At 60.9% G+C, this 25,381-nt stretch carries 20 protein-coding genes; 10 read left to right on the top strand and 10 right to left on the bottom strand.

Annotated features, from left to right (window positions below; all coding sequences use genetic code 11):
• The first annotated feature begins 60 nt into the window (after nt 1-60).
• A complete protein-coding gene (locus FHX05_RS13360) occupies nt 61-963 on the top strand; it encodes a LysR family transcriptional regulator (RefSeq protein WP_112337892.1) in 903 nt (300 codons plus the stop codon).
• Nucleotides 964-973: 10 nt separating this feature from the next.
• Here FHX05_RS13360 and FHX05_RS13365 read toward each other — a convergent pair whose 3' ends face one another.
• Nucleotides 974-1,567 carry a glutathione S-transferase gene (locus FHX05_RS13365; protein WP_112337891.1) on the bottom strand — a complete coding sequence of 198 codons (594 nt, stop codon included), beginning with the start codon at nt 1,565-1,567 and terminating at the stop codon, nt 974-976.
• A 33-nt stretch (nt 1,568-1,600) separates the two neighbouring features.
• The gene (locus FHX05_RS13370; protein ID WP_112607273.1) at nt 1,601-2,452 is read right to left on the bottom strand and encodes a 23S rRNA (adenine(2030)-N(6))-methyltransferase RlmJ; all 852 of its coding nucleotides are present in this window, start codon (nt 2,450-2,452) and stop codon (nt 1,601-1,603) included.
• A gap of 81 nt (nt 2,453-2,533) precedes the next feature.
• Here FHX05_RS13370 and FHX05_RS13375 point away from each other — a divergent pair, with 81 nt between their 5' ends.
• The 3 genes from FHX05_RS13375 (at nt 2,534) to FHX05_RS13385 (ending at nt 6,549) form a co-directional block, all read left to right on the top strand.
• Nucleotides 2,534-4,657 (top strand): molybdopterin oxidoreductase family protein, encoded by a 2,124-nt coding sequence (locus FHX05_RS13375; RefSeq protein WP_246698906.1) that lies wholly within the window; start codon nt 2,534-2,536, stop codon nt 4,655-4,657.
• Nucleotides 4,654-5,247: an NUDIX domain-containing protein gene (locus FHX05_RS13380; RefSeq protein WP_183872177.1), complete on the top strand. Its 594-nt coding sequence runs from the start codon at nt 4,654-4,656 to the stop codon at nt 5,245-5,247. The genes FHX05_RS13375 and FHX05_RS13380 overlap by 4 nt, the downstream gene beginning before the upstream one ends.
• 132 nt (nt 5,248-5,379) lie before the next feature.
• Nucleotides 5,380-6,549, top strand: a complete 1,170-nt coding sequence (locus FHX05_RS13385) for an alpha-D-ribose 1-methylphosphonate 5-triphosphate diphosphatase (RefSeq protein WP_183872179.1) — start codon at nt 5,380-5,382, stop codon at nt 6,547-6,549.
• Between the two features lie 285 nt (nt 6,550-6,834).
• Here the strand turns inward: FHX05_RS13385 and purN are convergent, their stop codons facing one another.
• Together purN and purM are read right to left on the bottom strand one after the other, a co-directional pair.
• The gene (gene purN, locus FHX05_RS13390; RefSeq protein ID WP_183872181.1) at nt 6,835-7,506 is read right to left on the bottom strand and encodes a phosphoribosylglycinamide formyltransferase; all 672 of its coding nucleotides are present in this window, start codon (nt 7,504-7,506) and stop codon (nt 6,835-6,837) included.
• Nucleotides 7,503-8,576: a phosphoribosylformylglycinamidine cyclo-ligase gene (gene purM / locus FHX05_RS13395; RefSeq protein WP_183872183.1), complete on the bottom strand. Its 1,074-nt coding sequence runs from the start codon at nt 8,574-8,576 to the stop codon at nt 7,503-7,505. Before purM ends, purN begins: the two co-directional genes overlap by 4 nt.
• A gap of 222 nt (nt 8,577-8,798) precedes the next feature.
• Between purM and FHX05_RS13400 the strand changes: the two genes are divergently transcribed.
• From FHX05_RS13400 to ppx, 4 genes are all read left to right on the top strand, one after another.
• The gene (locus FHX05_RS13400) at nt 8,799-9,929 is read left to right on the top strand and encodes an AI-2E family transporter (RefSeq protein WP_112410647.1); all 1,131 of its coding nucleotides are present in this window, start codon (nt 8,799-8,801) and stop codon (nt 9,927-9,929) included.
• Nucleotides 9,930-9,931: 2 nt separating this feature from the next.
• The gene (gene hdaA / locus FHX05_RS13405; protein WP_183872185.1) at nt 9,932-10,645 is read left to right on the top strand and encodes a DnaA regulatory inactivator HdaA; all 714 of its coding nucleotides are present in this window, start codon (nt 9,932-9,934) and stop codon (nt 10,643-10,645) included.
• A 75-nt stretch (nt 10,646-10,720) separates the two neighbouring features.
• Nucleotides 10,721-12,922, top strand: a complete 2,202-nt coding sequence (locus FHX05_RS13410; RefSeq protein ID WP_112337883.1) for an RNA degradosome polyphosphate kinase — start codon at nt 10,721-10,723, stop codon at nt 12,920-12,922.
• Nucleotides 12,923-12,933: 11 nt separating this feature from the next.
• Nucleotides 12,934-14,454, top strand: a complete 1,521-nt coding sequence (gene ppx / locus FHX05_RS13415; RefSeq protein WP_112337882.1) for an exopolyphosphatase — start codon at nt 12,934-12,936, stop codon at nt 14,452-14,454.
• 63 nt (nt 14,455-14,517) lie between these two features.
• On the opposite strand, the gene FHX05_RS13420 is transcribed toward ppx, so the two are convergent.
• The 4 genes from FHX05_RS13420 to FHX05_RS13435 all read right to left on the bottom strand — a co-directional run bounded on the left by FHX05_RS13420 (nt 14,518) and on the right by FHX05_RS13435 (nt 19,989).
• Nucleotides 14,518-15,876 (bottom strand): esterase-like activity of phytase family protein, encoded by a 1,359-nt coding sequence (locus FHX05_RS13420; RefSeq protein WP_112607257.1) that lies wholly within the window; start codon nt 15,874-15,876, stop codon nt 14,518-14,520.
• Between the two features lie 163 nt (nt 15,877-16,039).
• Nucleotides 16,040-17,092, bottom strand: coding sequence for an adenylate/guanylate cyclase domain-containing protein (locus FHX05_RS13425; protein WP_183872187.1), 1,053 nt, complete (start codon nt 17,090-17,092; stop codon nt 16,040-16,042).
• Nucleotides 17,093-17,281: 189 nt separating this feature from the next.
• A complete protein-coding gene (gene rnd / locus FHX05_RS13430; protein ID WP_112607255.1) occupies nt 17,282-18,427 on the bottom strand; it encodes a ribonuclease D in 1,146 nt (381 codons plus the stop codon).
• A 170-nt stretch (nt 18,428-18,597) separates the two neighbouring features.
• Nucleotides 18,598-19,989 (bottom strand): multicopper oxidase family protein, encoded by a 1,392-nt coding sequence (locus FHX05_RS13435; RefSeq protein WP_183872189.1) that lies wholly within the window; start codon nt 19,987-19,989, stop codon nt 18,598-18,600.
• Between the two features lie 265 nt (nt 19,990-20,254).
• Here FHX05_RS13435 and aspS point away from each other — a divergent pair, with 265 nt between their 5' ends.
• Nucleotides 20,255-22,045: an aspartate--tRNA ligase gene (gene aspS, locus FHX05_RS13440; protein WP_183872191.1), complete on the top strand. Its 1,791-nt coding sequence runs from the start codon at nt 20,255-20,257 to the stop codon at nt 22,043-22,045.
• A 75-nt stretch (nt 22,046-22,120) separates the two neighbouring features.
• Here aspS and FHX05_RS13445 read toward each other — a convergent pair whose 3' ends face one another.
• Nucleotides 22,121-23,290, bottom strand: coding sequence for a serine hydrolase domain-containing protein (locus tag FHX05_RS13445; RefSeq protein WP_183872193.1), 1,170 nt, complete (start codon nt 23,288-23,290; stop codon nt 22,121-22,123).
• Between the two features lie 66 nt (nt 23,291-23,356).
• On the opposite strand from FHX05_RS13445, the gene FHX05_RS13450 reads away from it, so the two are divergent.
• The gene (locus FHX05_RS13450) at nt 23,357-24,013 is read left to right on the top strand and encodes a TetR/AcrR family transcriptional regulator (RefSeq protein ID WP_183872195.1); all 657 of its coding nucleotides are present in this window, start codon (nt 23,357-23,359) and stop codon (nt 24,011-24,013) included.
• Between the two features lie 70 nt (nt 24,014-24,083).
• Here FHX05_RS13450 and FHX05_RS13455 read toward each other — a convergent pair whose 3' ends face one another.
• The gene (locus FHX05_RS13455) at nt 24,084-25,271 is read right to left on the bottom strand and encodes a hypothetical protein (RefSeq protein WP_183872197.1); all 1,188 of its coding nucleotides are present in this window, start codon (nt 25,269-25,271) and stop codon (nt 24,084-24,086) included.
• Between the last annotated feature and the right edge of the window lie 110 nt (nt 25,272-25,381).

Consider the following 25,381-nt stretch of genomic DNA (forward strand, 5'->3'; position numbering starts at 1 on the left):
TGATGGTATCGCTGAGATAATCTACTTTCTCTTCCATGAAGAGCTGAGAAAATCTCACCAATGCGACGCATCCGTTCGATAGATCTGGCGATCTTCCTTGCAATTGCCGAACACCGTAGCTTTCGCAAAGCGGCGGTGGAATTGGGGGTGACTCCCTCCGCGCTCAGCCATTCGTTGCGCGCCATCGAGGAGCGGCTGGATGTGCGGCTGGTCAATCGCACCACCCGTGGCGTCGGCTTGACGGAAGCCGGCGAACGCCTGTTCGATCGCATCCGCCCGGCGTTTCTCGATATCGACGATGCGCTGGAGGATCTCGATAAATTCCGCGGCCAGCCCTATGGCAAGCTGCGCATCAATGCCCCGCGTCCTGCAGCCAGGATGGTATTGCTGCCGATCGTGTCGCGGTTCCTGAGGACTTACCCCGCCATCGAAGTCGAAATCGTAGTGGACGATGCGCTCGTGGATACGGTTGCCTCCGGTTTCGACGCCGGCATACGGTTCGGCGAACGCATCGCCGCCGACATGATCGCTGTCCCAATCGGGCCTCGCCAGCGGACGGCGATCGTCGGCTCGCCCGAACATTTTCAGCGTTTTCCCAAACCGCTCACGCCCCACGATCTGAAGGATCACCCCTGCATCCGCTACCGTTTCGCGAGCGGCACCTATTATCGCTGGGAGTTCGAGCGCGGGGGCATCGAGCTGGAGATCGAGGTGCAGGGGCCGCTCACGCTTGGCGATCTCGATATCATGCTGGATGCCGCTATCAATGGCTCCGGTCTTGCCTTCGTATTTGAAGATCACGCGCTACCGGCCTTGCGGGATGGCCGGCTGATCCGCGTGCTTGAGGACTGGTGTCCTTATTATCCCGGATTCTTTCTCTATTATCCGAGCCGCAGGCAGTTGCCGACGGCTCTGCGCGCCTTCGTCGATTTCGTAAAGGCCGACGCTGCCCGCCAGGGCTGAGTCGACGGCATCAGACTTGCGGCTTCATCGCCGGAAAATCGGGGAAATGCTTCTCGAACTTGCGTGCCCAGTCCGTCAATCCCGCATAGTCCCCTTCCCATTGCCCTTCGAAGCGGAGCTGCAGATAGCCGATGAGGGAGGCAAGCGCGAAGTGACCCGCATGCAGCTTCTTGCCGATCTTCGGCGGCTCGGCGTCGAGATGGGTGAGGGCGCGGCTGACCTTTGTCCACTGGCGGTCGATCCAGGGCTGATGCTGCTTCTCGGGTTCGCGAAGGCGCCGCTCGTAGACGATCGACAGCAGGCACTCGTTGGTGCCGTCGATCAGCGCTTCCAGAACCTCGATTTCGGTGCGTTTACCCCTCTTCGAAGGATAGAGCCCACCCTCGCGCCGGTCGAAATAATGCATGATGGCGCGGCTGTCGAAAATGGCCTCACCGTCGCCGGTCAGCAATGTCGGGATCTTGCCGAGCGGATTGTTGTCGATCAGCAGTGTTGGACCGGCATTCGTATCGACGTGGATTTCCTCGAGCTTGATGCCGAGATGGCGTGCGGCCATGCGCACCTTGCTGGAGAAGGGGGAGGTGGGCGAGCAAAGAAGTCTCATGAAATCACCTGTCGGATATATGTGTGAAAAGTCTCAATGTTCGCCACGCAGCCAGAAGGCGCGCTGCGAGGCGAAGCGGTCCTGCGCCAGAATATCCTTCAAGGCCGGCAGCAGTGCATGCAGCTCGTCCTTGAGCGTGAAGGGCGGATTGACGATGATGAGGCCGGAGCCGGTAAGCCCGGTGAAGCCGCGGTCGCTTTTGACGCTCAGCTCGGCGCAGAGCATCTTCGGAATTTCCAGTGCCTGCAGCGCCTCGTGAAATGGCTTGATCGGCGCGTCCTTCTTGATCGGATACCAGAGGCAATAGGTGCCACCGGGAAAGCGGCGCGAGGCCTTTGCGAGCCCATCGATCAGCCGCTCATATTCGCCTTCTTCCTCGAAAGGCGGGTCGACGAGCACGATGCCGCGCTTTTCCTTCGGCGGCAGATGCGCGCCGAGCGCCAGCCAGCCGTCGAGCTCGGTAATGCGGGCGTGGTGATCGCCCTCAAACAGCCGGTGCAACCGCTGGAAATCGTCCGGATGCAGTTCCATCGCCGAAAGCCGGTCCTGCGGGCGAAACAGCATGCGGGCGAGTTTCGGCGAGCCGGGATAGAGCCTGACGCCGCCTTCGGGGTTCAATTCCCGGATGGCGGCAAGATAGGGCTCCAGAAGCTCGGCGACCTGCGGCACGAGTTCCGCCTCCAACACCCTGCCGATGCCATCGCGCCACTCGCCGGTCTTCTGCGCTTCCTCGGAGGAGAGATCGTAGAGCCCGATGCCGGCATGCGTGTCGAGGACGCGGAACGCCTTGTCCTTGTTCTGCATGTAGCGGACGAGGCGCGCGAGGATTGCGTGTTTCAAGACATCGGCAAAATTGCCCGCGTGGTAGATGTGCCGATAGTTCATTGTCGGTGAAGTCCGCATGAATTGTTGAGATGGGCCGGATTGTCTCTAGTGGCCGGTCCCTGCTTGAAATATACAAACCTCATGAACATTGCGACCCCCATCCAAGCCAAATCGCGCGTCGGCCACACGGCCTGTCCGCATGACTGTCCTTCCACCTGCGCGTTGGAGGTCGATCTGACTGAAGACGGCAGGATCGGCCGGGTTCGCGGGGCCAACGACCATTCCTATACCTCGGGCGTCATTTGCGCCAAGGTCGCGCGCTATGCCGAGCGGCTTTACCATCCTGATCGCCTGATGAAGCCGCTTCGCCGCGCCGGCGCCAAGGGCGAGGGGCGCTGGCAGGAGCTTTCCTGGGACGCGGCGCTGGATGAAATCGCCGAGGCCTTCGTGAAGGCGGAAGCGAAAGACGGCAGCGAGGCGATCTGGCCTTATTTCTATGCGGGAACGATGGGCTGGGTGCAGCGCGACTCCATCGAGCGGCTCCGCCACGCCAAGCGCTATTCCGGCTTCTTCTCGTCGATCTGCACCAATCCGGCCTGGACCGGCTTCACCATGGCGACAGGCGTGCTGCGCGGCCCCGATCCGCGGGAAATGGGCCGCACGGATTGCGTCGTCATATGGGGCACGAATGCCGTGGCGACGCAGGTCAATGTCATGACCCATGCGGTGAAGTCCCGCAAGGAGCGCGGCGCCAAGATCGTCGTCGTCGATATCTACGACAACCCGACAATGAAGCAGGCCGACATGGCCCTGATCGTCAAGCCGGGCACGGATGCGGCCCTTGCGTGCGCCGTCATGCACATCGCCTTCCGCGATGGCTATGCCGACCGCGACTACATGGCCAAATATGCCGACGATCCCGCCGGCCTCGAAGAGCATTTGAAGTCGAAGACCCCGGCATGGGCTGCTGGCATCACCGGCCTTTCGGTTGATGAGATCGAAGCTTTCGCCAAGCTCGTGGGAACGACGAAGAAGACCTACTTCCGCCTCGGCTACGGCTTTACCCGTCAGCGCAACGGCGCGATCGCCATGCACGCGGCAGCCTCGATCGCCGCAGTTCTCGGTTCCTGGCAATATGAAGGCGGCGGCGCCTTTCATTCGAACAGCGATATCTTCCGCATGGACGCGAGCGAACTCACCGGTCGCGCCATGAAGGATCAGGATATCCGCATGATCGATCAGTCGCAGATCGGCCGCGCTTTGACCGGCGATGCCGTGGCGCTGCGCCATCGCGGCCCGGTGACTGCGATGCTTGTCCAGAACACCAATCCGGTGAATATCGCACCGGAGCAGCGGCTGGTGAAGCGTGGTTTTGCCCGCTCCGACCTCTTCGTGGCTGTACACGAGCAGTTCATGACCGATACGGCCGAGATGGCCGATATCGTCATCCCCGCCACCATGTTCGTCGAGCATGACGACATCTACCGCGCCGGCGGGCAGAACCACATCCTGCTCGGTCCCAAGCTTGTCGAGCCGCCGCCGACCGTTCGCAGCAATCTCTTCGTCATCGAGGAGCTCGCCAAACGCCTCGGCGTCGCGGATCGCCCCGGCTTCGGCTTCTCCGCCCGCGAGATGATCGACAGGATTTTGTCGAGGAGCGGTCTGCCGGATTACGATTACTTCCTCGAACACAAATGGTTCGACCGCCAGCCGGATTTCGAGGAGGCACATTTCGTCAACGGCTTCGCTCATCCCGACGGCAAGTTCCGCTTTCGCCCCAATTGGACCAATCAGCCGGCGCCGAACCGCCCGCCAGCATCCGTCGGTCTGCTCGGCCCTCATGTCGAGCTGCCGGAGTTTCCGGACCAGGTCGATGTGATCGAGGTGGCCGACCCCGAGCATCCTTTCCGGCTTGCCACCTCGCCCTCGCGCAATTTCCTGAATTCGAGTTTCGCGGAAACGAAGACGTCACGGCAGAAGGAAGGCCGTCCAGAGGTGATGATCAATCCGGCCGACGCCGAGCGGCTCGATATCGTCAATGGCGAGTTGATCCGCATCGGCAATGGCCGCGGCGATATCCGCCTCCACGCCCGCGTGACGACGGAAGTGAAGCCCGGTGTGCTGATCGCCGAGGGGCTCTGGCCGAACAAGGCTCATGTCGACGGCGAGGGGATCAATGTGCTCACCGGCGCGGACCCGGTCGCGCCCTATGGCGGCGCGGCTGTCCACGACAACAAGGTATGGCTTCGCAAGGACGTGGCATGAGTAAATTCGAAAACGCGAAAGCCGAGATCGTCAGCGAAAAGACGCTGGCGGACCAATGGACGCGGCTGAGTACCTTTGAGGTCGATTACACGGATTCACGAGGCGAAAGACATCGCCTGAAGCGCGAGGTCTATCATCGCACGCCGGCGGCCTGCATCCTCCTCTATGATCCCAAGCGCGAAACCGTGGTGCTCGTTCGGCAATACCGTCTGCCGGCCCGGCTGGTCGGCGAGACGTCCTGGATGATCGAAGTGCCCGCCGGATTGCTCGACGGCGACCAGCCGGAAGCCGCGATCCGCCGCGAGGCCATGGAGGAGACCGGCTTTCGTGTGCGCGACGTCCGCTTCCTGTTCAAGGCGATGACCTCGCCCGGCTCATCGACGGAGGTCATTCATTTCTTCGCCGCCGTAATCGACACGTCCGACCGTGTTGCCGATGGCGGCGGGCTTGCGGAAGAGCATGAGGATATAGAGGTGCTGGAAGTTCGCCTGCCCGATGCGATTGTCATGATCGAGAAGGGCGATATCTGTGACGCCAAGACGATCATGCTGCTGCAATGGGCGACCTTGAATGTCGCCAGCCTGAAATAGGCGGCTGCGTGGGTGGGAGCTTGCTCTCCCATTCATCACATTGTCACGAATCGAGCTTACCGGGGCATGCGGCCGAAGACACTCGAATGCTTCCGCCCTTCCTTCGCTTATGGATGTTTCAGGAGAAAGCCGATGTGGCTCAGCAATTTCACGCTCGTTCTTCCTCATGAAGTCGTCGAGAAGGGCGCAGTGCGCATCGAGGACGGCGTGATTGCCGAAATCTGCTCGGAGCCGGTGGCGCAGCCAACGTTCGATGGCGGCGGCCGCTTGCTGATGCCGGGCTTCGTCGATCTGCATTGTGACATGGTGGAGCGCGAGATCGCGCCGCGGCCGAATGCGATGATGCCGATCGATTTCGGCATTCACGAGCTGGACAAGAAGCTGGCGGCGGCTGGCGTCACCACGGCCTTTGCAGCGCTCTCCTTTGCGACCGAAAGCGTCTACGGCCATGTCCGTTCGCTCGAAACCACCTCGGCGGTGATCCGCGGCATCGGCAGCCTGCGCGATGAGCTCCTGATCGACCACCGTGTCCATGCACGCTACGAAATCACCAATCTCGGCGCGGCGCCGACCCTGGAGCGGCTGCTGGAAGAAGGCTCCGTCGATATGATTTCGCTCACCGACCACACGCCGGGGCAGGGGCAGTATAACGACATCGAAAGCTATATCCGCAGCATGTCCGAGCGTCGGTCCATGTCGCGCGAGGCGGCCGAGGAGGTCGTGGCAAAGCGCATCGCACAGCGCGGGGACCCTGAGATCGAACGCAAGCTGCATGACGTGGTTGAACTTGCGCTGAAGCACAAGCTATCGCTCGCCTCGCATGACGACGACAGTGCCGAAAAAGTCGCCGCGATGCACGATCTCGGCGTGACGATCAGCGAATTTCCGGTGACGGGACCTGCCGCGGAGGAAGCCTGCCGTCGCGGTCTCTGGACCCTGATGGGCGCGCCGAACGCACTGCGCGGCCAGTCCATGTCCGGCAATCTCAGCGCCCTGGATGCGGCGCGCTCCGGCTTGCTCGGCATCATCGCGGCTGATTATCACCCGGCGGCCTTTGTGCCGGCGATCTTTAAGATCGCCGATGTTGTTGCCGGCGGTCTGCCGGCGGCGGTTGCGACGGCAACCTCCACCGCTGCCCGTTCGGCCGGTCTGACGGATCGCGGTGAGATTGCTGTCGGTCAGCTTGCCGATCTGGTCGCTGTCGAGCCCGGCTCGGTTCACCGCATCCGCGCCACCTTCCGCGGCGGCCGCATCGTCTATAGCGACGGCACGCTGCATCCGCTGATGGCAATTGCAGCTTGAGGAAGGCGGTTGAAAGGCGAATTGAGGCGTCCCGCGACCCCCTTCATCCGCCCTTCGGGCACCTTCTCCCCGAGGGGAGAAGGTGTTTTTGCTAGCCGCACCAGCTCGGCAGAAGTATCTCACTGAGAGGGTGACGTTTCCACCTTCCAATGAAGTTACACAGCTCCGGACGGGATCAGCTTCGTTATTGAAATGGTAGCATCCGAAGCGCTCCCTCCTTCTCCCCTTGGGGAGAAGGTGCCCGAAGGGCGGATGAGGGGGCTGTTCGACGCCAGAGCTCCGCAATTACTCCGCGTCCCCAAGTAGTGACAAAATCTGCCGTCCATCGACAGCAGGTGTTTTGCCGAGGCTTATGGCCTTGCCACCTTCCATCCTGACCTTGCCTTCCGCCAGAAGCCGCAGCGATTGCGGATAAATCTGATGCTCGACTGTAAGTACGCGGGCGGCAAGGCTGTCGGCGGTATCGTCGGTCAAGACAGGCACGGCAGCCTGGCCGACGACGGGACCTTCGTCCATGCCCTCGGTGACGAAATGCACGGTGCAGCCGGCGATGCGCATGCCGGCGTCGATCGCGCGCTGATGCGTGTGCAGGCCGGGAAAAAGCGGCAGCAGCGACGGATGGATATTGATGATCCGGCCCTCATAGGCCTGGATGAAGCGGCTCGAGAGCAGCCGCATATAACCGGCAAGGCAGATGATGTCGGGGGAGAGGGCTTCCAGCTGCGAAAGGATCGCCTCTTCATGGGCTTCCTTGCTGACAAATTCCTTGCGCACGAAAGCGAAGGTCGCAATGCCTTCAGCCGCGGCTTTTGCCAACCCGCCCGCATCCGCCTTGTCGGAGATGACGCCGACGATCTCCGCTGGATAATCCGCTGCCTTGGTGGCTTTCAGAAGAGCCAGCATGTTGGAGCCGCCGCCCGAGATGAAGACGACGACGCGTTTGCGCGGCGTGGTCATAGAGCGAGCGTGCCCTTGTAGACGGTGCCGGGAGCGCCTTCTTCGCGGGCAATCATGCGGCCAAGGGTAACGACCGCTTCGTCTTCAGCTTCAAGCGCGGCCTTCACGGCGTCGACATTTTCCTGAGCGACGACCACGATCATGCCGATGCCGCAGTTGAAGGTGCGCAACATTTCCTTGGCCTCGACGCCGCCCGTCTTGGCAAGCCAGGAGAAGACCGGCGGCACCTTGACGGCGGCCAGATCGATCTCGGCGGCGAGATGCTTCGGCAGTACGCGCGGAATATTCTCCGGGAACCCGCCGCCGGTGATATGGGCGAGAGCCTTCAGGGCATGGGTTTCGCGGATGGCTTTCAGCAGCGGCTTCACATAGATGCGCGTCGGCGTCAGCAGCGCTTCACCCAGCGCCTTGCCTTCGGCGAAGGGAGCCGGCGCATCCCAGCCGAGGCCGGAAAGCTCGACGATCTTGCGCACCAGCGAGAAGCCGTTGGAATGAACGCCTGATGAGGCGAGGCCAAGAATGATGTCGCCTTCGGCAATATCGCCGGACGGCAGCAGCTGACCGCGTTCGGCCGCACCGACGGCAAAGCCGGCCAGATCGTAATCGCCGTGGGAATACATGCCCGGCATTTCCGCAGTCTCGCCGCCGATCAGCGCACAGCCTGCATCGCGGCAGCCGGCCGCGATGCCGCCGACGATCGCCGCTCCCTGGTCGGGGTCGAGCTTGCCGGTGGCGAAGTAATCGAGGAAGAAGAGCGGCTCGGCACCCTGGACGACCAAATCGTTCACGCACATGGCAACGAGGTCGATGCCGACGGTGTCGTGATGATTGGCATCGATCGCGATCTTCAGCTTGGTGCCGACGCCGTCATTGGCGGCGACCAGCACCGGATCAGTAAAGCCGGCGGCCTTGAGGTCGAACAGGCCGCCGAAGCCGCCGATCTCGCCATCGGCACCCGGCCGGCGCGTCGAACGGACGGCAGGCTTGATCTTCTCGACCAGCAGGTTGCCGGCGTCGATATCGACACCCGCGTCGCTATAGGTCAGACCGTTTTTTCCAGACTGGCTCATGCTTCCGCCTCCGATGGCCGCCCGTCCATTATGACAGGGCTTTGATCGGGTCGCCATTGCATGATAGGGGCCTTTATGCAAGGCGCAAGCGCCGCAAACCCTTCGATTTTCCCCGCTTCCCATTGCTCAGGGCAGATTTCCGGCCGCAGACTTGACCATAATTGCGGCATCATCCTATGTCCTAAGCACACGGCAAACGGGCGCGGAGTAACGGGGAAGACGATGGAGCAAAAGGTCAGCGGGGCGAGCCTCAAGCGTCAAGTCACCTTCTGGGTGATCGTGCTCGTCGTTTTCATCGCCTTTATCTATATCTTCAGCACGATCCTGCTGCCGTTCATCGCCGGCATGGCGGTCGCCTATTTCCTCGATCCGGTCGCCGACCGGCTGGAACGGATCGGCCTCAGCCGCCTTATGGCAACGGTGGTGATCCTCGTCTCCTTCGTGCTGGTCTTCGCACTGGCTCTGACGATCTTCATCCCGATCATCGTCAATCAGTTCAACGATTTCATCCAGCACATTCCGACCTATGTGCAGCAGATCCAGCAGCTGATCGCCAAGGCGCAGACCATGGTGCTGCCGGATTGGATTCGCAACCAGCTCGGCGCGATCAAGGACAATTTCTCCAGCATCATGTCCGAAGGTTTAAGCTTTGTCGGCGGTCTGTTCGCGCAGCTCTGGAGCTCCGGCAAGGCGCTGGTCAACATCCTCTCGCTGATGGTCGTTACTCCCGTCGTCGCTTTCTATATGCTGCTCGACTGGGATCGGATGGTCGCCAAGGTAGACGACTGGATCCCGCGCGATCATGTTGCCACCGTTCGCGAAATCGCCCGCGAGATCGATCAGGCGATCGCCGGCTTCATCCGCGGGCAGGGCTCGCTCTGCATCATTCTCGGCGTCTACTACGGCGTCGGTCTGTCGCTGGTCGGCCTGAACTTTGGCCTGCTGATCGGCCTGTTTGCCGGCATGATCAGCTTCATTCCCTATGTCGGCTCGATGGTTGGCCTCGTTCTGGCCGTCGGCGTCGCGCTCGTTCAGTTCTGGCCGGACTATCTCTGGGTCGGTCTGACGCTCGTCGTCTTCTTCACCGGCCAGTTCTTGGAAGGCAATGTGCTGCAGCCGAAGCTCGTCGGCGAAAGCGTCGGCCTGCATCCGGTCTGGCTGATGTTCGCGCTTTTCGCCTTTGGCGCGCTCTTCGGCTTCGTCGGGCTGCTGATCGCGGTTCCGGCCGCTGCCGCCTGTGGCGTCCTTGTCCGCTTCGCCCTTTCGCGCTACCTTCAGAGCGATCTCTATTACGGACGCTCGGAAGCGGGCAAGGCGCGCAGAGCCAAGGCCGGCAAGATCGAGAATAGCTAGACATGACCGACGCAAAGAACGCTGATCTAAGGCGCAAGGCCGCCGAGCAGCTGCCCTTGGCCTTTACGCATGACCCCGCAAACGGGCGCGACGATCTACTCGTCGCCGATCCCTTGAGCGCGGCGGTGAGGATCATCGATTCCTGGCCACACTGGCCGTCGCCGGTGGTGATACTGGCGGGGCCTGTCGGTTCGGGCAAATCGCATCTCGCCAGCATCTGGACCGAGCGGTGCGGCGCCGTCCACATTCATCCTGTCGCCGGCTCCGATGCGGCAGTCGCAGCGGCGAACGGCCCCGTCATCTTCGAAGACGTGGATCGCATCGGCTTTGACGATACCGAACTCTTCCATGTCATCAACAGCGTTCGCGAAAACGGCACCAGTCTTTTGATGACGAGCAGGCTTTGGCCGATGTCCTGGCCGGTGACACTGCCCGACCTGCGCTCCCGCCTGAAGGCGGCAACGGTGGTCGAGATCGGCGAGCCGGACGAGGAATTGCTGTCGCAGGTGATCGTCAAGCTCTTCGCCGACCGCCAGCTTTATATCGATGACAAACTCGTCCTTTATATCGTCAATCGTATGGAGCGTTCCCTGAACGCGGCGCAGCTGATCGTCGACAGGCTGGACCGGCTGGCGCTTGGACGGGGAACAAGGATCACGCGCCTGTTGGCCGCCGAGGTCCTGAACGAGTTGGGCAGTTCCGGCCAGTCGGATTGAGTTGGCTGCGACTGTCACAGTTCCGTCGTCAAACTGATATAGGTGGCACAAGATTGGAAAGAGGGTAGGTGGAACATGGACTCGGCACTCACGGAACATCAGGACGCCAACCAGGAAAATCCGGAGGCGGCACCTGCGGTCAGCGAATTGATGACCAGCCCCGAGCGCTTCATCAACCGCGAATTTTCCTGGCTGCAGTTCAACCGCCGCGTCCTTGAGGAGACGCTGAACACCGCTCACCCGCTGCTGGAACGTGTCCGCTTTCTCTCGATTTCCGCCGCCAACCTCGATGAATTCTTCATGGTGCGCGTCGCCGGCCTCGAAGGCCAGGTGCGCCAGAAGATCCTCGTGCGCACTCCAGACGGCAAGACACCCGCCGAACAGCTTGACGATATCCTGCGCGAGATCGACAACCTGCAGATGGAGCAGCAGGCCTCGCTGGCGGTCCTGCAGCAATATCTCGCCAAGGAAGATATTCTGATCGTCCGGCCGGCTGCCCTTTCCGATGCCGATCGCCAGTGGCTGCACACCGAATTCGAGCAGGCGATCTTCCCGGTCCTGACGCCGCTCTCCATCGACCCGGCCCATCCGTTCCCGTTCATTCCGAACCTGGGTTTCTCGATTGCGCTGCAGCTCAAAAGCATGAACGGCCGCGAACCGATGACGGCGCTGCTGCGCCTGCCGCCGGCGCTGGACCGCTTCGTGCGCCTGCCGGACGCCAGCAACGTCATCCGATACATCACGCTGGAAGATGTGGTGAACATCTTCATCCATCGGCTCTATCCGGGCTACGAGGTTCAGGGCTCGGGTACCTTCCGCATCATCCGTGACAGCGATATCGAAGTCGAGGAAGAGGCCGAAGACCTGGTGCGCTTCTTCGAAACCGCGCTGAAGCGCCGCCGCCGCGGTTCGGTGATCCGCATCGAGACCGACTCCGAAATGCCGCTCGAGCTTCGCCAGTTCGTGGTGGAGTCGCTGAACGTGCCGGGAAACCGCATCGCGGTTCTGCCGGGCCTACTAGCGCTCAACACACTGTCGGAAATCTGCAAGGCGCCGCGCGACGATCTTCGTTTCGAGCCCTACAATGCCCGATTTCCTGAGCGCGTCCGCGAACATGCCGGCGATTGCTTCGCCGCGATCCGTGAAAAGGACATGGTCGTCCACCACCCCTATGAATCCTTCGACGTGGTGGTCCAGTTCCTTCTCCAGGCTGCTAGGGATCCTGATGTTCTGGCGATAAAGCAGACGCTTTACCGCACCTCCAACGACAGCCCGATCGTCCGCGCGCTGATCGATGCAGCCGATCTCGGCAAATCGGTTACGGCGCTGGTGGAATTGAAGGCCCGCTTCGACGAAGAGGCGAACATCCGCTGGGCGCGCGATCTGGAGCGCGCCGGTGTGCAGGTCGTCTTCGGCTTCATCGAGCTGAAGACCCATTCGAAGATGTCCATGGTCGTGCGCCGAGAGGACGGCAAGCTGCGCACCTATTGCCATCTCGGCACCGGCAACTACCATCCGGTCACCGCCAAGATCTACACCGATCTTTCCTACTTCACCTGCGATCCGAAGATCGCCCACGACATGGCGAATATCTTCAACTTCATCACCGGCTATGGCGAGCCGGAACACGACATGAAGATCGCGGTCTCGCCCTATACGCTGCGTCCCCGCATCCTCCAGCATATCGAAGGCGAGATCGAGCACGCCAAGAACGGCCATCCTGCCGCGATCTGGATGAAGATGAACTCGCTTGTCGATCCCGACATCATCGACGCGCTCTATCGCGCCAGCAATGCAGGCGTCGAGATCGATCTGGTGGTGCGCGGCATCTGCTGCCTGCGTCCGCAGGTACCGGGTCTATCGGAAAATATCCGCGTCAAGTCGATCATCGGCCGCTTCCTCGAGCACAGCCGCATCTTCTGCTTCGGCAACGGTCAGGGCCTGCCGTCGGACAAGGCGCTGGTCTATATCGGCTCCGCCGACATGATGCCGAGAAACCTCGACCGCCGCGTCGAAACGCTCGTGCCGCTCACCAACAAGACCGTGCATGAACAGGTGCTTTCACAGATCATGCTGGGCAATATCATTGACAATCAGCAAAGCTACGAGATATTGCCGGACGGGACTTCACGGCGCATGGAAGTGCGTCAGGGAAAAGAGCCGTTCAATGCGCAGCAATATTTCATGACCAATCCCAGCCTGTCTGGCCGTGGTGAAGCCTTGAAATCCAGTGCTCCGAAACTCATCGCTGGACTGCTGTCGGGCCGCAACAAATAAATTGGACCTGCATGGTTGAATCAGAAGCCCAGGGGCGTCTTCCGGGCATCGCCCCTGTCTCCGTTGTCGATATCGGGTCGAACTCGGTCCGTCTTGTCGTCTATGAAGGCCACTCGCGGTCGCCAACAATCCTCTTCAACGAAAAAGTGCTGTGCGGCCTCGGCAAAGGCATAGCACTGACGGGGAAGATGGACGAGGAAAGCGTGGCGCGGGCGCTTGCAGCCCTGCATCGCTTCAAGGCGCTGTCGGATCAGGCGCGTGCCTCCACCATATACGTCCTGGCAACGGCCGCGGCACGCGAAGCCAGCAACGGTCCGCAGTTCATCCATCAGGCCGAAGCCATCCTCCAGCGCAAAGTGCGCGTGCTGTCTGGCGAAGAGGAAGCACGCTTCTCCGCGCTCGGCATCATCAGCGGTTTTTTCCATCCCGATGGCATTGCCGGGGATCTTGGCGGCGGCTCGCTGGAGCTGATCGACATCAAGGACCACGAGATCGGCAAGGGCATCACGCTGCCGCTCGGCGGCCTGCGCCTGTCCGAATATGCCGGCGGCTCGATCGATAAGGCGCGCAGCTTCGCGCGCAAGCATGTCAAGACCGCGAAACTATTGAGCAAGGGCGAGGGCCGCACGTTCTATGCGGTCGGCGGCACATGGCGAAGCGTCGCCAAGCTGCACATGGAAATCCGCAAATATCCGCTCCACATGATGCAGGGCTATGAAGTGCCGCTCGATGAGATGCTGCGGTTCCTGGATCAGATCGTCGAAGCGAAGGATTCGAAGGATCCGGCATTTCAGGCGGTGTCCAAGCATCGCCGTTCGCTGCTGCCTTTCGGCGCAGTCGCCATGCGCGAAGTGCTGACGGCCATGAAGCCGTCCGTCATCTCCTTCTCCGCTCAGGGCGTTCGTGAAGGTTATCTCTATTCGCTGCTGACCGAGGCCGAGCGCAACAGCGACCCGCTGCTCACCGCCGCCGGCGAGCTTGCCATCCTGCGTGCGCGCTCCCCGGAACATGCTCGCGAGCTTGCCGATTGGACCGGACGAATGATGCCCTTCTTCGGCATCACCGAGACGGACGAGGAAAGCCGCTATCGTCAGGCAGCCTGTCTGCTTGCCGATATCAGCTGGCGCGCCCATCCGGATTATCGCGGCCTGCAGGCGCTGAACATCATCGCGCATACCTCCTTTGTCGGCATTACCCATGCCGGCCGCGCCTTCATCGCGCTTGCCAACTACTACCGTTTCGAGGGCTTGAACGACGACGGAGCGACCGAGCCACTGGCGACGATCGCAACGCCGCTCTACATCGAACGCGCCAAGCTGCTCGGCGGCCTGCTGCGCGTCGTCTATCTCTTCTCGGCGTCGATGCCCGGTATCGTGCGCAATCTGTCGTTCCGCCGTTCGACAAAGCCTGATCTCGATCTCGAATTCGTCGTTCCCTCTGAATATCACGACTTTGCCGGCGAGAGGCTGGACGGCCGCCTGCAGCAGCTCGGCAAGCTCACCAATCGCCGCCTGGCTTTCTGCTTCGAATAAGCTTTGTGTTGCATGGGATTGAAGCCTCCCCCTGCACGGCAGGGAGAGGCGGTTTCATTGTGCTTACTTCGCGTTCAGGAAATCGCCGACTTCCAGCAGGCTGAATTCGTTGTCGTCAGCCTTGTCGACGGCGCGGCCGGCGGAGAAGGGCAGGTTATTGTCGTTGCCGATGACGATATGCGTGGCATCGACCCGATCGACATTCTCGATGGTGACGAACGGCATGTCGTAGAAGCCTTCACCGCCGCCCTGGCGACGCTTATGGTCCGGATCTTCGATGCGCATCAGATCGATATAGCCGATCTTGCGAACGGACTTGCCGACATTGGCGTCGCTGAATTCGATCTTGTAGACGCGCTTCAGCTCTGCCGGGGCCTCGAAGCAATCCGGCTTCGGCTGCTTGGGATCGGCGCAAGCCTTGTCCTTCGTGCCGGCGCCATTGTCGCGTTCGATGACGAGGGCAGTCTTTTCATCGAGCATGTTGAAATCGCCGATCGACACACCCTTGTCCGCGAAGGGATAGAGCCAGCTGCGGCCGGTCCAGCTCTTCGAGGTGACGTCGAATTCGATGACGCGGATGGCCGTCTTGCCATCGACGCTCTCCATCTGGCCGTCATCCTTGTAGATCGGGCCCTCCAGCAGGCCGTAGAGCTTGGAGCCGTCCTTCGACATGGCGAGACCTTCGAAGCCGCCCGAGCGCTTCAGATTGAAGGCCGGCATCTTCTGTGTGGGGTTACCCGGCAGCTGGATCAGCGGATTGTCGGGCGACATGACCGGCTTGCCGTCGAGCGTCGTTGCGAAGACGTCGGTCAGTTGGCCATCCGTGTCGAATTTCAGCAGGTAAGGACCGAACTCGTCGCCGATCCAGAAGCCGTCGGCAACCGGCTGAACCGATTCGATGTCGAAGTCGGCGCCCGTCAGGTAACGCTTTTCGGCGCCTTCCATAACGATCGGAAAGGGAGCCTTCTTGTTCGGGTCGGACAGGAACAGGTTCTTGACGACCTCGACTTTGCCGCTGTCCCAGTTGAATTTCAGCTGATGCAGGAAGAGCATCGCGTCCGACGAGTTCTGCTTGGAGCCGAAGCCGTTGTCGGAGAGTGTCCAGAATGTGCCGTCGGGCATGGTCTTGATGCCAGAGAACCCCTGGATCGGCTGGCCCGCGAAGGGCAGCTTCAGGTCGGTGACGCGGGCGCCATCCTTGCCCGGCACGGTGCCGAGAGCGTCCGTGCGCTTGCGATCCGGCGTGGTGAACTTGCCTGAAGTCTTCAGGAAATCTGGTGCATCGGCAGGAGCGGCAGTGATGGTGTTGGCCGGCAGGATCGCCTGGCCGACGAGCTTTGCCTTGAACTGCTGCTCGTCTGCTAGGGCCGAGCCGGCAAGCAGAATGAAGAGTGCCGTGGAAGCGGAAAGGATTCGAGTCATCGTGTCACCTTGTGGTGGAGAGTGGCAAAAACAACTCCGCTTAACAGGCGACCCATATCTGCAAATTAACGCTTAGGTGAAGATTTGGTGACTGTGGACAACCCATAGGCTGTGAAGCCCAGGCGTGCATCAATAGCGAAATGCAGCCTAAAATTCGTATTGCTTACGATCTGCCGCGAACGGTCTTCAACGCTTGCCGGTCCTGCGTATGAAGGGCGATGACGCCAAGGTGCTGATCGCGGCCGCGAACGGCATGTTCGCCGAGCTCTTCCTTGATGATCCCTTCGGGAAGCTCCATCCGTCTGGCAAGGTCGCTGGAAATCAGCACCTGGCGCTCCAGCGTTTTGCAGAGAGACTCCAGCCTTGCGGTCGTATTCACCGTATCGCCGAAATAGGCGATCTTGTGGTGCTCGACGCCGATTTCCGCCGTCACGATGCTGCCGCCATGGAGAGCGGCTCTAAGACGCGGCACCCTGCCGTAAGATTTCAGCCATGCTTCGGCGTTTCTTTCGATATCGTCGAGGATATTGAAGACGCAGCGGACGCAATTGGCATTCTTGACCCCGCGTCGAAGCGGCCAGGTGATGATCGCGGCATCGCCGATATAATCGTCTATCGCGCCCTTGTGCCGCCGTACGGGTTCAGCCATGGCGGCGAACACCGCGCCCAGGAATTCCTGTGTTTTCAGGTCGCCATGCTCCTCGGCGAAGGCAGTCGAGCCGACGAGATCGACGAAGAGGAACACGCGCTCTTCCTGTACCGGATTGCGGTACCGGCCGGTCAGCAGGCTGAGAAAGACGTCGCGGCCGAGCAGTTCCCGCACACGGCCGATGAAGATGATGATGGCGGTCACAACGACAGCGTAGAGATAGACGTCGATCTTCAGCAGCGTGAGATCTTCCCAGGAGCCGTCGACCAGGCCCAGCAGTTTCATGAGGCTGCCCGCCGTGGCATAGCCAACGCTCATCAGCAGGAAATCGACGATGAGAGCCGAAGGGATGAAGGCCGGCGTTGGCAGGAGATGCATCCAGACGTTCAGCCGCGGCAGGATCATTCGACGCTCAAAGGCCAGTAGCGGCATGCCGCAGAACAGAGCGAAGATCGCACCGATATACATTGGCGCTTGCGGGAAGAATATCTTGCCGTAGATGACGCCAGTCGAAGCGACAAGGAGCGATATCAGGATCCAGTTGCGTATCGAATGGAAGATGCCCATTCACTTTTCCGCCGAGAAACGACGCCTGTCATCGACGCGGGATTGCGCCAGCAAACTGGAACGTCATCGAATAGAACGATTACACAGGACGTTCATTCCACGAGATTTGCGGCGCAATCGTGATCGCGGCGGGCCTCTCGGTTCGCGAATCATACGCAATCGCAACGCGCCGGGAAAGGGGAATCGCGGCTAGAGGGCGATGGTCTCGATCCGCTTGCCGACGAAGCGCAGGGCCACCTGGCCTTGGATCAGTTGCAGGGCCGTCTCGCCGAAGAGATCTCGACGCCAGCCGGTCAGAGCCGCGACATCGGCCTTCTCCCCCTCGGCGGCGATCTTGTCGAGATCGTCGCTGTTGGCGATGACCTTCGGCGCAACGCCGTGCTTTTCGGCAATCAGCTTCAAAAGGACCTTCAACAGTTCGGAAGCCGCTGCCGTGCCCTCGGGAGCCTGCTGGTGGCGCGGCGGATGCGGCATTTCGGCCTTCGGCAGCGCCAGCGCCGCATTGATCGCTTCAAGCACCGCCGTACCGGCGGCAGAGCGCTCCCACCCCTTCGGGATGGTGCGCAGCCGCGCAAGCGCCTCGGTGTCCTTCGGTTGCTGCTGCGCGATCTCATAGATCGCATCATCTTTCAGTACGCGTGCCCGCGGGACATTGCGTGCGCGGGCCTCGCGCTCGCGCCAGGCGGCCACAAATTTAAGGACGGCCAGTTCCTGCGGCTTGCGCAGCCGCATCTTCAGCCGCTGCCAGGCATCGTCGGGGTGCAGGTCGTAGGTCTCGCGCGCCTCCAGGATCGCCATCTCCTCCTGCAGCCAGGAGGCGCGTCCTTCGCGCTGCAATTGCTCCTGGAGCGAGAGATAGACGTCGCGCAGATGCGTCACGTCGGCAAGCGCGTAGTCCAGCTGCTTTTCCGAAAGCGGCCGCCGGCTCCAGTCGGTAAATCGCGAGGATTTATCGATATGGACGTTCTTGATGCGGCTGACGAGCTGATCGTAGGAAACCGAATCACCGAAGCCGCAAACCATTGCCGCAACTTGCGTATCGAAGATCGGATGCGGAATGAGATTGCCGCGATGGAAGATGATTTCGATATCCTGGCGGGCAGCATGAAACACCTTCAAAACCGATGAGTTGGCCATCAGTTCGAAGAAGGGTGCCAGATCCAGCCCCTTGGCCAGCGGGTCCACCAGCACTTCGGTGGTGGGGCTTGCCATCTGTATCAAACACAGCTCCGGCCAGAAGGTCGTTTCTCGCAGGAATTCCGTATCGATGGTAATGAATTCCGACTTGGCCAGCTCTTGGCAGGCCGCCTCCAATTGGGCGGTAGTTTCGATCATATCAACACATTCAATGGTAAAATACTTCCTTAACTTCCTTCTCCTTTCAGCCCGATATGTCAATACTTTCGCGGACAAAGCCCTCGCCGCATTTCGCTTTTCGCTGAAATTGCCGGGGACTGCGGCAGCTTCCATTGAAACCGCATGCAATTGGGGTGGCTTACGATCGGCTATGCCACCCGCACGTAACTCGTCATGCCAGTCTTTTGGTGCTCGATGATATGGCAATGCAGCAGCCAATCGCCGGGATTGTCGGCAACGAAGGCCAGCTGCACCTTTTCGTCCGGCTGGATCAGATAGGTATCGGAGACAAAGGGCTGCACCTGCCGAGTCGAAGAGGAGAGGACCGTAAAGCTCATCCCGTGCAGGTGGATCGGGTGGCTATGCGGCGTGACGTTTTCCATGTCGATGACATAGCTCTTGCCGAGTTTGAGCTCGGCAAGCGGCGCCGTGGGATCGGGCGTATCGCCCGGCCAAGGCACCTTGTTGATAGCCCAGAAGCTGTAGCCGAGCGAGCCGCATATGCTGTTGTCGGCGGTGTTCTCCGCCGTCGAGCTCAGGATCAGCGGAATATGGGTGGCGGAACCGAGGTCTGCCTTCAGCACGGGATTATCTTCGAGCGGCGCCAGATCGCGCACGTCGCGCTTCAATGATGCGCCCACGGCGCGCAGCGTCGCCAGCACTTTCGGATTGGTGCCCTTGATGTCTTCGAGCTTGACGACTGCGCCTTCGCTGTCGGGCATGCGTACGGCAAGCTCCAGCCGCTGCCCCGGCCCAAGCTGCAGAAGATCGAGCGGAAAGCGCTGTGGCACGGGATTGCCGTCGATCGCGATCACTGTCGCCTCGGCGCCGTCCATGCGGAAGGAATAGATGCGCGTGACATCGGTAATGGCAATGCGCAGCCGCACCAGCCCACCGGAAGGCGCGTCATATCGCGGCTCCTGTTGCCAGTTGGCGGTCCGGACGGTGCCGTAGGTGCCGGATTTCGCGGCATCCCGCGGCCTGAATTGCGCAATGAACTGTCCGTCTCCCCCCAGTCGCCAGTCACGCAAATTGAGCACGACTTCCGAATCGAACGCCGGATCTTTGGGGTTTTCGACCACGATGACGCCGGTCATGCCATGGCCCATCTGCTCCAGCGTATTGCAATGCGGATGATACCAGAAAGTACCGGCATCCGGGGGCGTAAAGGCATAATCGAAATGATCGCCGGTATAGACATAGGGCTGGGTGAGGAACGGCACGCCGTCCATATTGTTGGGCAGACGAATGCCGTGCCAGTGGATAGTCGTCGGATCGTCTATACCGTTGATCAGTCTCGCCGCGAAGGGCTCGCCCTTCTTCATGCGCACGACCGGCGGCATGCCGGCATCGCCATAAGTGAGCACATTCCTGGTCTTGCCGCCGTCGGCGAGGCTGGCCTCGATCTTGGCAGTCTTCAGCGTGAGTGGCTCGGCCGCCGCTGCCTTGCCCGCAAACTTACCGGCGATCCCGAGGCCGACGCCATAGGCGCCGGCAACGGCTGAAGCTTTCAGGAGATTGCGGCGGGTGAGGATTGGCATGTCGGGCTCCGGGGGCGAAGATATATGAGTGCCTGTTTAAAGTTGACTGGAGCGTTCAGCAATAGCATCGAAGTAGCCAAACCGCCGCAGCGGCTACTTGCGCGTAGTGTATTGGATAGCGACTGAAACAGCTTTAAGCTGACTTCCGGTGTTCGAGCCTTGACAAATCGGGCGCGCCATGCGCTTTTCCGCCCGATTTTCTCGTCGGCAGGCGAGGGGCTTGCATGTCCTTTCGCCGCGGCCCGCCAAGTCCAGGATATATACTATGCATCGCTATCGCAGCCACACATGCGCCGCCCTGCGCAAGTCCGACGTCGGTTCGACCGTCCGTATTGCCGGCTGGGTTCATCGCGTCCGAGATCATGGCGGCGTGCTGTTCATCGACCTGCGCGATCATTACGGCATCACCCAGGTCGTTGCCGACCCCGATTCTCCGGCCTTCAAGCTCGCCGAAACCGTTCGCGGCGAGTGGGTCATCCGCATCGACGGCCTGGTGAAGGCGCGTACCGAAGACACGATCAACAAGAACATGCCGACCGGCGAGATCGAGCTTTACGCTCAGGAGATCGAAGTGCTCTCCGCCGCCAAAGAGTTGCCGCTGCCCGTTTTCGGTGAGCCGGACTATCCGGAAGACGTTCGCCTGAAGTATCGCTTCCTCGATCTTCGCCGCGAAACGCTGCACAAGAACATCGTCAAGCGCACGCAGATCATCTCCTCCATGCGTCGCCACATGGGCGAAGTCGGTTTCACCGAATACACGACCCCTATCCTGACGGCCTCGTCGCCGGAAGGTGCGCGCGACTTCCTCGTGCCCAGCCGTATCCACCCCGGCACCTTCTACGCGCTGCCGCAGGCGCCGCAGCAGTACAAGCAGCTGCTGATGGTTGCCGGTTTCGACCGCTACTTCCAGATCGCCCCGTGCTTCCGCGATGAAGACCCGCGCGCTGATCGTTTGCCGGGCGAATTCTATCAGCTCGACCTCGAAATGAGCTTCGTGACCCAGGAAGACGTCTGGAACACGATGGGGCCGCTGATGACCCAGGTGTTCGAAGAGTTTGCCGAGGGCAAGCCGGTCACCAAGGAATGGCCGCGCATCCCCTATGACGTCGCCATCCGCAAGTATGGCTCCGACAAGCCGGACCTGCGCAACCCGATCGTCATGGAAGCCGTAACCGAGCATTTCGCCGGCTCCGGCTTCAAGGTCTTCGCCAACATGATCGCCTCCAACCCGAAGGTCGAAGTCTGGGCCATCCCGGCCAAGACCGGCGGTTCGCGTGCTTTCTGCGATCGCATGAACGCTTGGGCGCAGAGCCAGGGCCAGCCGGGCCTCGGCTACATCTTCTGGCGCAAGGAAGGCGAGAAGCTCGAAGGCGCAGGTCCGCTTGCCAAGAACATCGGCGAAGAGCGCACGGATGCGATCCGCATCCAGCTCGGCCTCGATGACGGCGACGCCTGCTTCTTCGTCGCCGGCGATCCCGCCAAGTTCTACAAGTTTGCCGGCGAGGCTCGCACGAAGGCTGGCGAAGAGCTGAACCTGGTCGACCGCGACCGTTTCGAGCTTTGCTGGATCGTCGACTTCCCGTTCTTCGAATGGAGCGAGGAAGAAAAGAAGGTCGACTTCGCCCATAACCCGTTCTCGATGCCGCAGGGCGGCCTCGAGGCGCTGCAGACCCAGGACCCGCTGACGATCAAGGCGTTCCAGTACGACGCCGTCTGCAACGGCTTCGAAATCGCTTCGGGCTCGATCCGTAACCAGTCGCCGGAGACCATGGTCGCCGCCTTCGAAAAGGTGGGCCTCAGCCAGGCAGACGTCGAAGAGCGCTTCGGCGGCCTTTACCGCGCTTTCCAGTATGGTGCGCCTCCGCACGGCGGCGCTGCCTTCGGTATCGACCGTATCGTCATGCTGCTGGTCGGCGCCAAGAACCTGCGCGAGATCTCGCTGTTCCCGATGAACCAGCAGGCGCAGGATCTCCTGATGGGTGCTCCCTCGGCCGCAACGCCGACGCAGCTGCGCGAACTGGCGATCCGCCCTGTGCCGCCGGTCAAGAAGGACTAAGTCCTCCAAGGTTTGTCAAAACGCAAAACCCGGCGACCGAAATCGCCGGGTTTTTGTTTGAGAAGCTGATCTCAGCTAGATTGCGGCATAGACCGCTTTTGCCAGATCCGTGGTGAACTGACCCCACATGCCCTCAAGGGTCGTATTGGTCAGGGCGACCACCGTCAGGCCCTTTTCGGCGTCGACGAACCAGCTATGCCCGTAGACGCCTCCCCATTTGATCGTGCCAGCCGAGAAGGGAACCTGCGCGACCACGGGATCGAGGACAATGGACCAGCCGTAGCCGAACCCGAAACCGGCCTGCTGCGCCTGCATATGCCCGCCCGCCTGATCGGCCATCATGGTTTTCACCGTATCGGCCGATAGCAGCGGTGCACCGCCCTTCCTGATCGTGTCCAGAATGGCAAGGATGTCGCTTGCCGTTCCGGCCATGCCGGCGCCGCCGGAGTGGTAGGAAGCAGGATCGAATATCCTGTCGGGTGCAAAGCGGATCGTGCCGTCGAATATCGGAACGAGCGCCTCGTCTCCCATCCTCCGCGGCTCGGGAGCACCGTTCATATAGGCGGCCGCCAGGCGGCTGCGGTCGCGCACGTAGAAACCGGTGTCGGAAAGGCCGAGCGGCTTCATGACAAGATCGGCAACCGCATCGCCGAGCGGTCCGCCTGTTTCCTTCTCGATGATGCCGCCGAGGACATCCATCGCCAGGGAATACTGCCAGCTTTCACCGGGCGCGAAGAGAAGGGGCGCGCTGGCAAGGCGCTGGAGGTTGTCTGCCAATGATCGGCCCGGCGTGTCCAGACCGTCGGATACGCCTGCGCGTTGATAAGGGCCGTCCTGCGGCTCGGCGAATGTGTAGCCCAACCCGGAGGTATGGGTGAGCAGATGCCGGATGCGGATAACGGCTTCGCCGCCATCGGGCAGGCGCGGCCGGAAATCCGGCAGCCACTTGGTGATCGGATCGTCGAGACCGATGCGGCCTTGTTCGACGAGCCGCATGGCGGCAATGGTGACGATCGGCTTAGTGACGGAGGCGAGACGGAAGATGGCATCTTCCCGCATTGCTACCTTGTTTTCGCGATCCGCCAGACCGGCGGAGCGAGCGTAGACCAATTCTCCATCCTGAGCGATCAGAACGACGGTTCCGACCAGCCTTTTGTCCGCGAGGGCGGAATCGATTGCAGCATCGACGCCTTCAGCAAGGCTGCCGTTGCCGAGAGGAACGGAATTTTCCAGGGGAAGACTCATGGCGCAAAACCTTCTATAATCACAATGACCATTCCTGAATAAGCCAGATCGGGAAATAATTCTAGAGTGACCATTGTGAAAAATATTGAAGAGAAGAAAAATTCTTCGCCGCGCAAGCGTGGGCGCCCCCCTGCCTTCGATCGCGAAACGGTTCTTGCCGCCGCGCGGGATACTTTCTGGCAGCATGGCTATGACGGTTCCTCCATTGCCGATCTGACGGCGGCGATGGGCATCACGCCGCAAAGCCTCTATGCCGCCTTTGGTTCTAAGGCCGAGCTCTATCGCGAGACGCTTGATCAATATCGGCGCATGCCTCGTCCGGAACCCGGCAATCCCTTTCAAGACAAGATCGATACGGTGACAGCCTTTGAGCGCTTTCTGACGAACTCCGCCAAAATCTTCACGGCGCCGGAGCATCCAAAGGGCTGCATGATATCCACGGCGGTGCTGAATTGTGCGGAGGAGAACGAGCCGATCGCCCATCATGTCGCATCGATGCGCCTGCAGACGCTGGATATATTCACCGCCCGCATCGAGCGCGGTATTGCGGAGGGCGATATTCGGCCGGAGGCCAATCCCCGGTCGCTTGCGCGCTTTCTGGGAGCAATCGTGCAGGGCATGTCCGTTCAGGCGCGCGACGGCGCGACCACGGACGAATTGCTCGCCCTCTTGTCTCATGCGCTCAGCGAACTGAAAACCTATCAGATGCGGCAGGAAGCCTGAGCCAAGGCAAAGAAAAACCCGGCGACCGAGATCGCCGGGTTTCTCGATAGTATCGGGAACGAACGACGGCTTAGTCGTTCGAGGAAACCTTGAGGCCGATAACCTGCGGGATCGTCGTCGGCGCGCCCATGGCAGCGCCGATGATCATCGGCACCGGCACCGGCTTGCCGGGGGCGGCGGTGACGGTCAGGCTCTTCGGATTGTCGAGATAGGCATTGACTGCCGATGAGACGGCGTTCTGCAGTTCCGGAATGTTGAGCTGCGCCATCATGATCGGCGTCATTGCCTTCAGTGTGTCGGCGAGCTGCTTGCCCGTGACACCCTGCTGTTTGCCGGCGAAGTCAAGCGCGCGTGCCGTAATCGACGCATCGTCGAAGCGGATCTGGGCGCTGTTGAAGGTGAGCTGCTGCAGCAGGCCAAGCATGGCGAGGCCGGCGGACTGCTGTGCTTCCTGCTGGTTCGGATTGGAGCGAACCGTCTTCAACGCATCCTGCAGCGACTTGGCGAAGGCGGGCGTGTAGCCGGAAATGCTGAAGGCGAGGTTCAGCTTGCCGATGTCCCTGAAGTCGAAGGAATATTCGCTGATGTTGATCGTGCCGGGTCCCATGTCCCAGCTGCCCTTCATGGAGACAGTGCCGTCGATCTGCTGCAGCTTCAGCGCCTCGATGGCTTCCTTGGTCTTCGCATCGTCGACCTTGCTGAGATCCGCCTTGATGCCGTTGATCTTGGCATCGAAATCGAGGCCTGATTTGTCATCGCGCTTCTTCGTGTTGGCGTCGGCGCCCTCGATCGAGAATACCTCGACATCATCCTTGGTCACGGAAACGGCGCCGGCATGGGCACTTTGGTAGTAGAACAGTGAGCTTACGTCACCCTTGCTCGCGTCGGCTGGAATCTCGACACCGGTCAGCTTGAGGTCGGTAGCGGAAACAGAGGCGCCGTCCTTGGTGAAATCGACATCCGCAAAATCGATTTCCTCGATCGTGTAGCCACCATTGTTTTCCTCGACGCCATCAAGGGTGATGTCGCCGAGCGGAATGCTGTCGTCCATGCCGGCTGCCTTGAAGCTTGCGCCCTTCAGCGTCACTGTGCTGCCGTCGACATCGATGCCGGTAGCGGCAATCGAACCGCCCTGCTGGCCGTAGAGGTCGTTGATCTTCTTCAGCAGATCATTGCCGTCGAGCGCGAAAGCGGAGCTGGCGAAAGACAGCATGGCGGCGCTGCAAAGCATCAGCCGCGTAGTCCGGTAGAAAGTCATTATGGCGTTTCCTCTTTAAGCCGGTGGTATGGGCGGGAGCATACAGATTGAGCGTGTGCTGCGCTGACTTATATTGATCTTTCTCTGAAAATCCAATGACAATGAACGTT

The sequence above is a fragment of the Rhizobium sp. BK491 genome (assembly GCF_014194925.1).
Classification (GTDB): domain Bacteria; phylum Pseudomonadota; class Alphaproteobacteria; order Rhizobiales; family Rhizobiaceae; genus Rhizobium.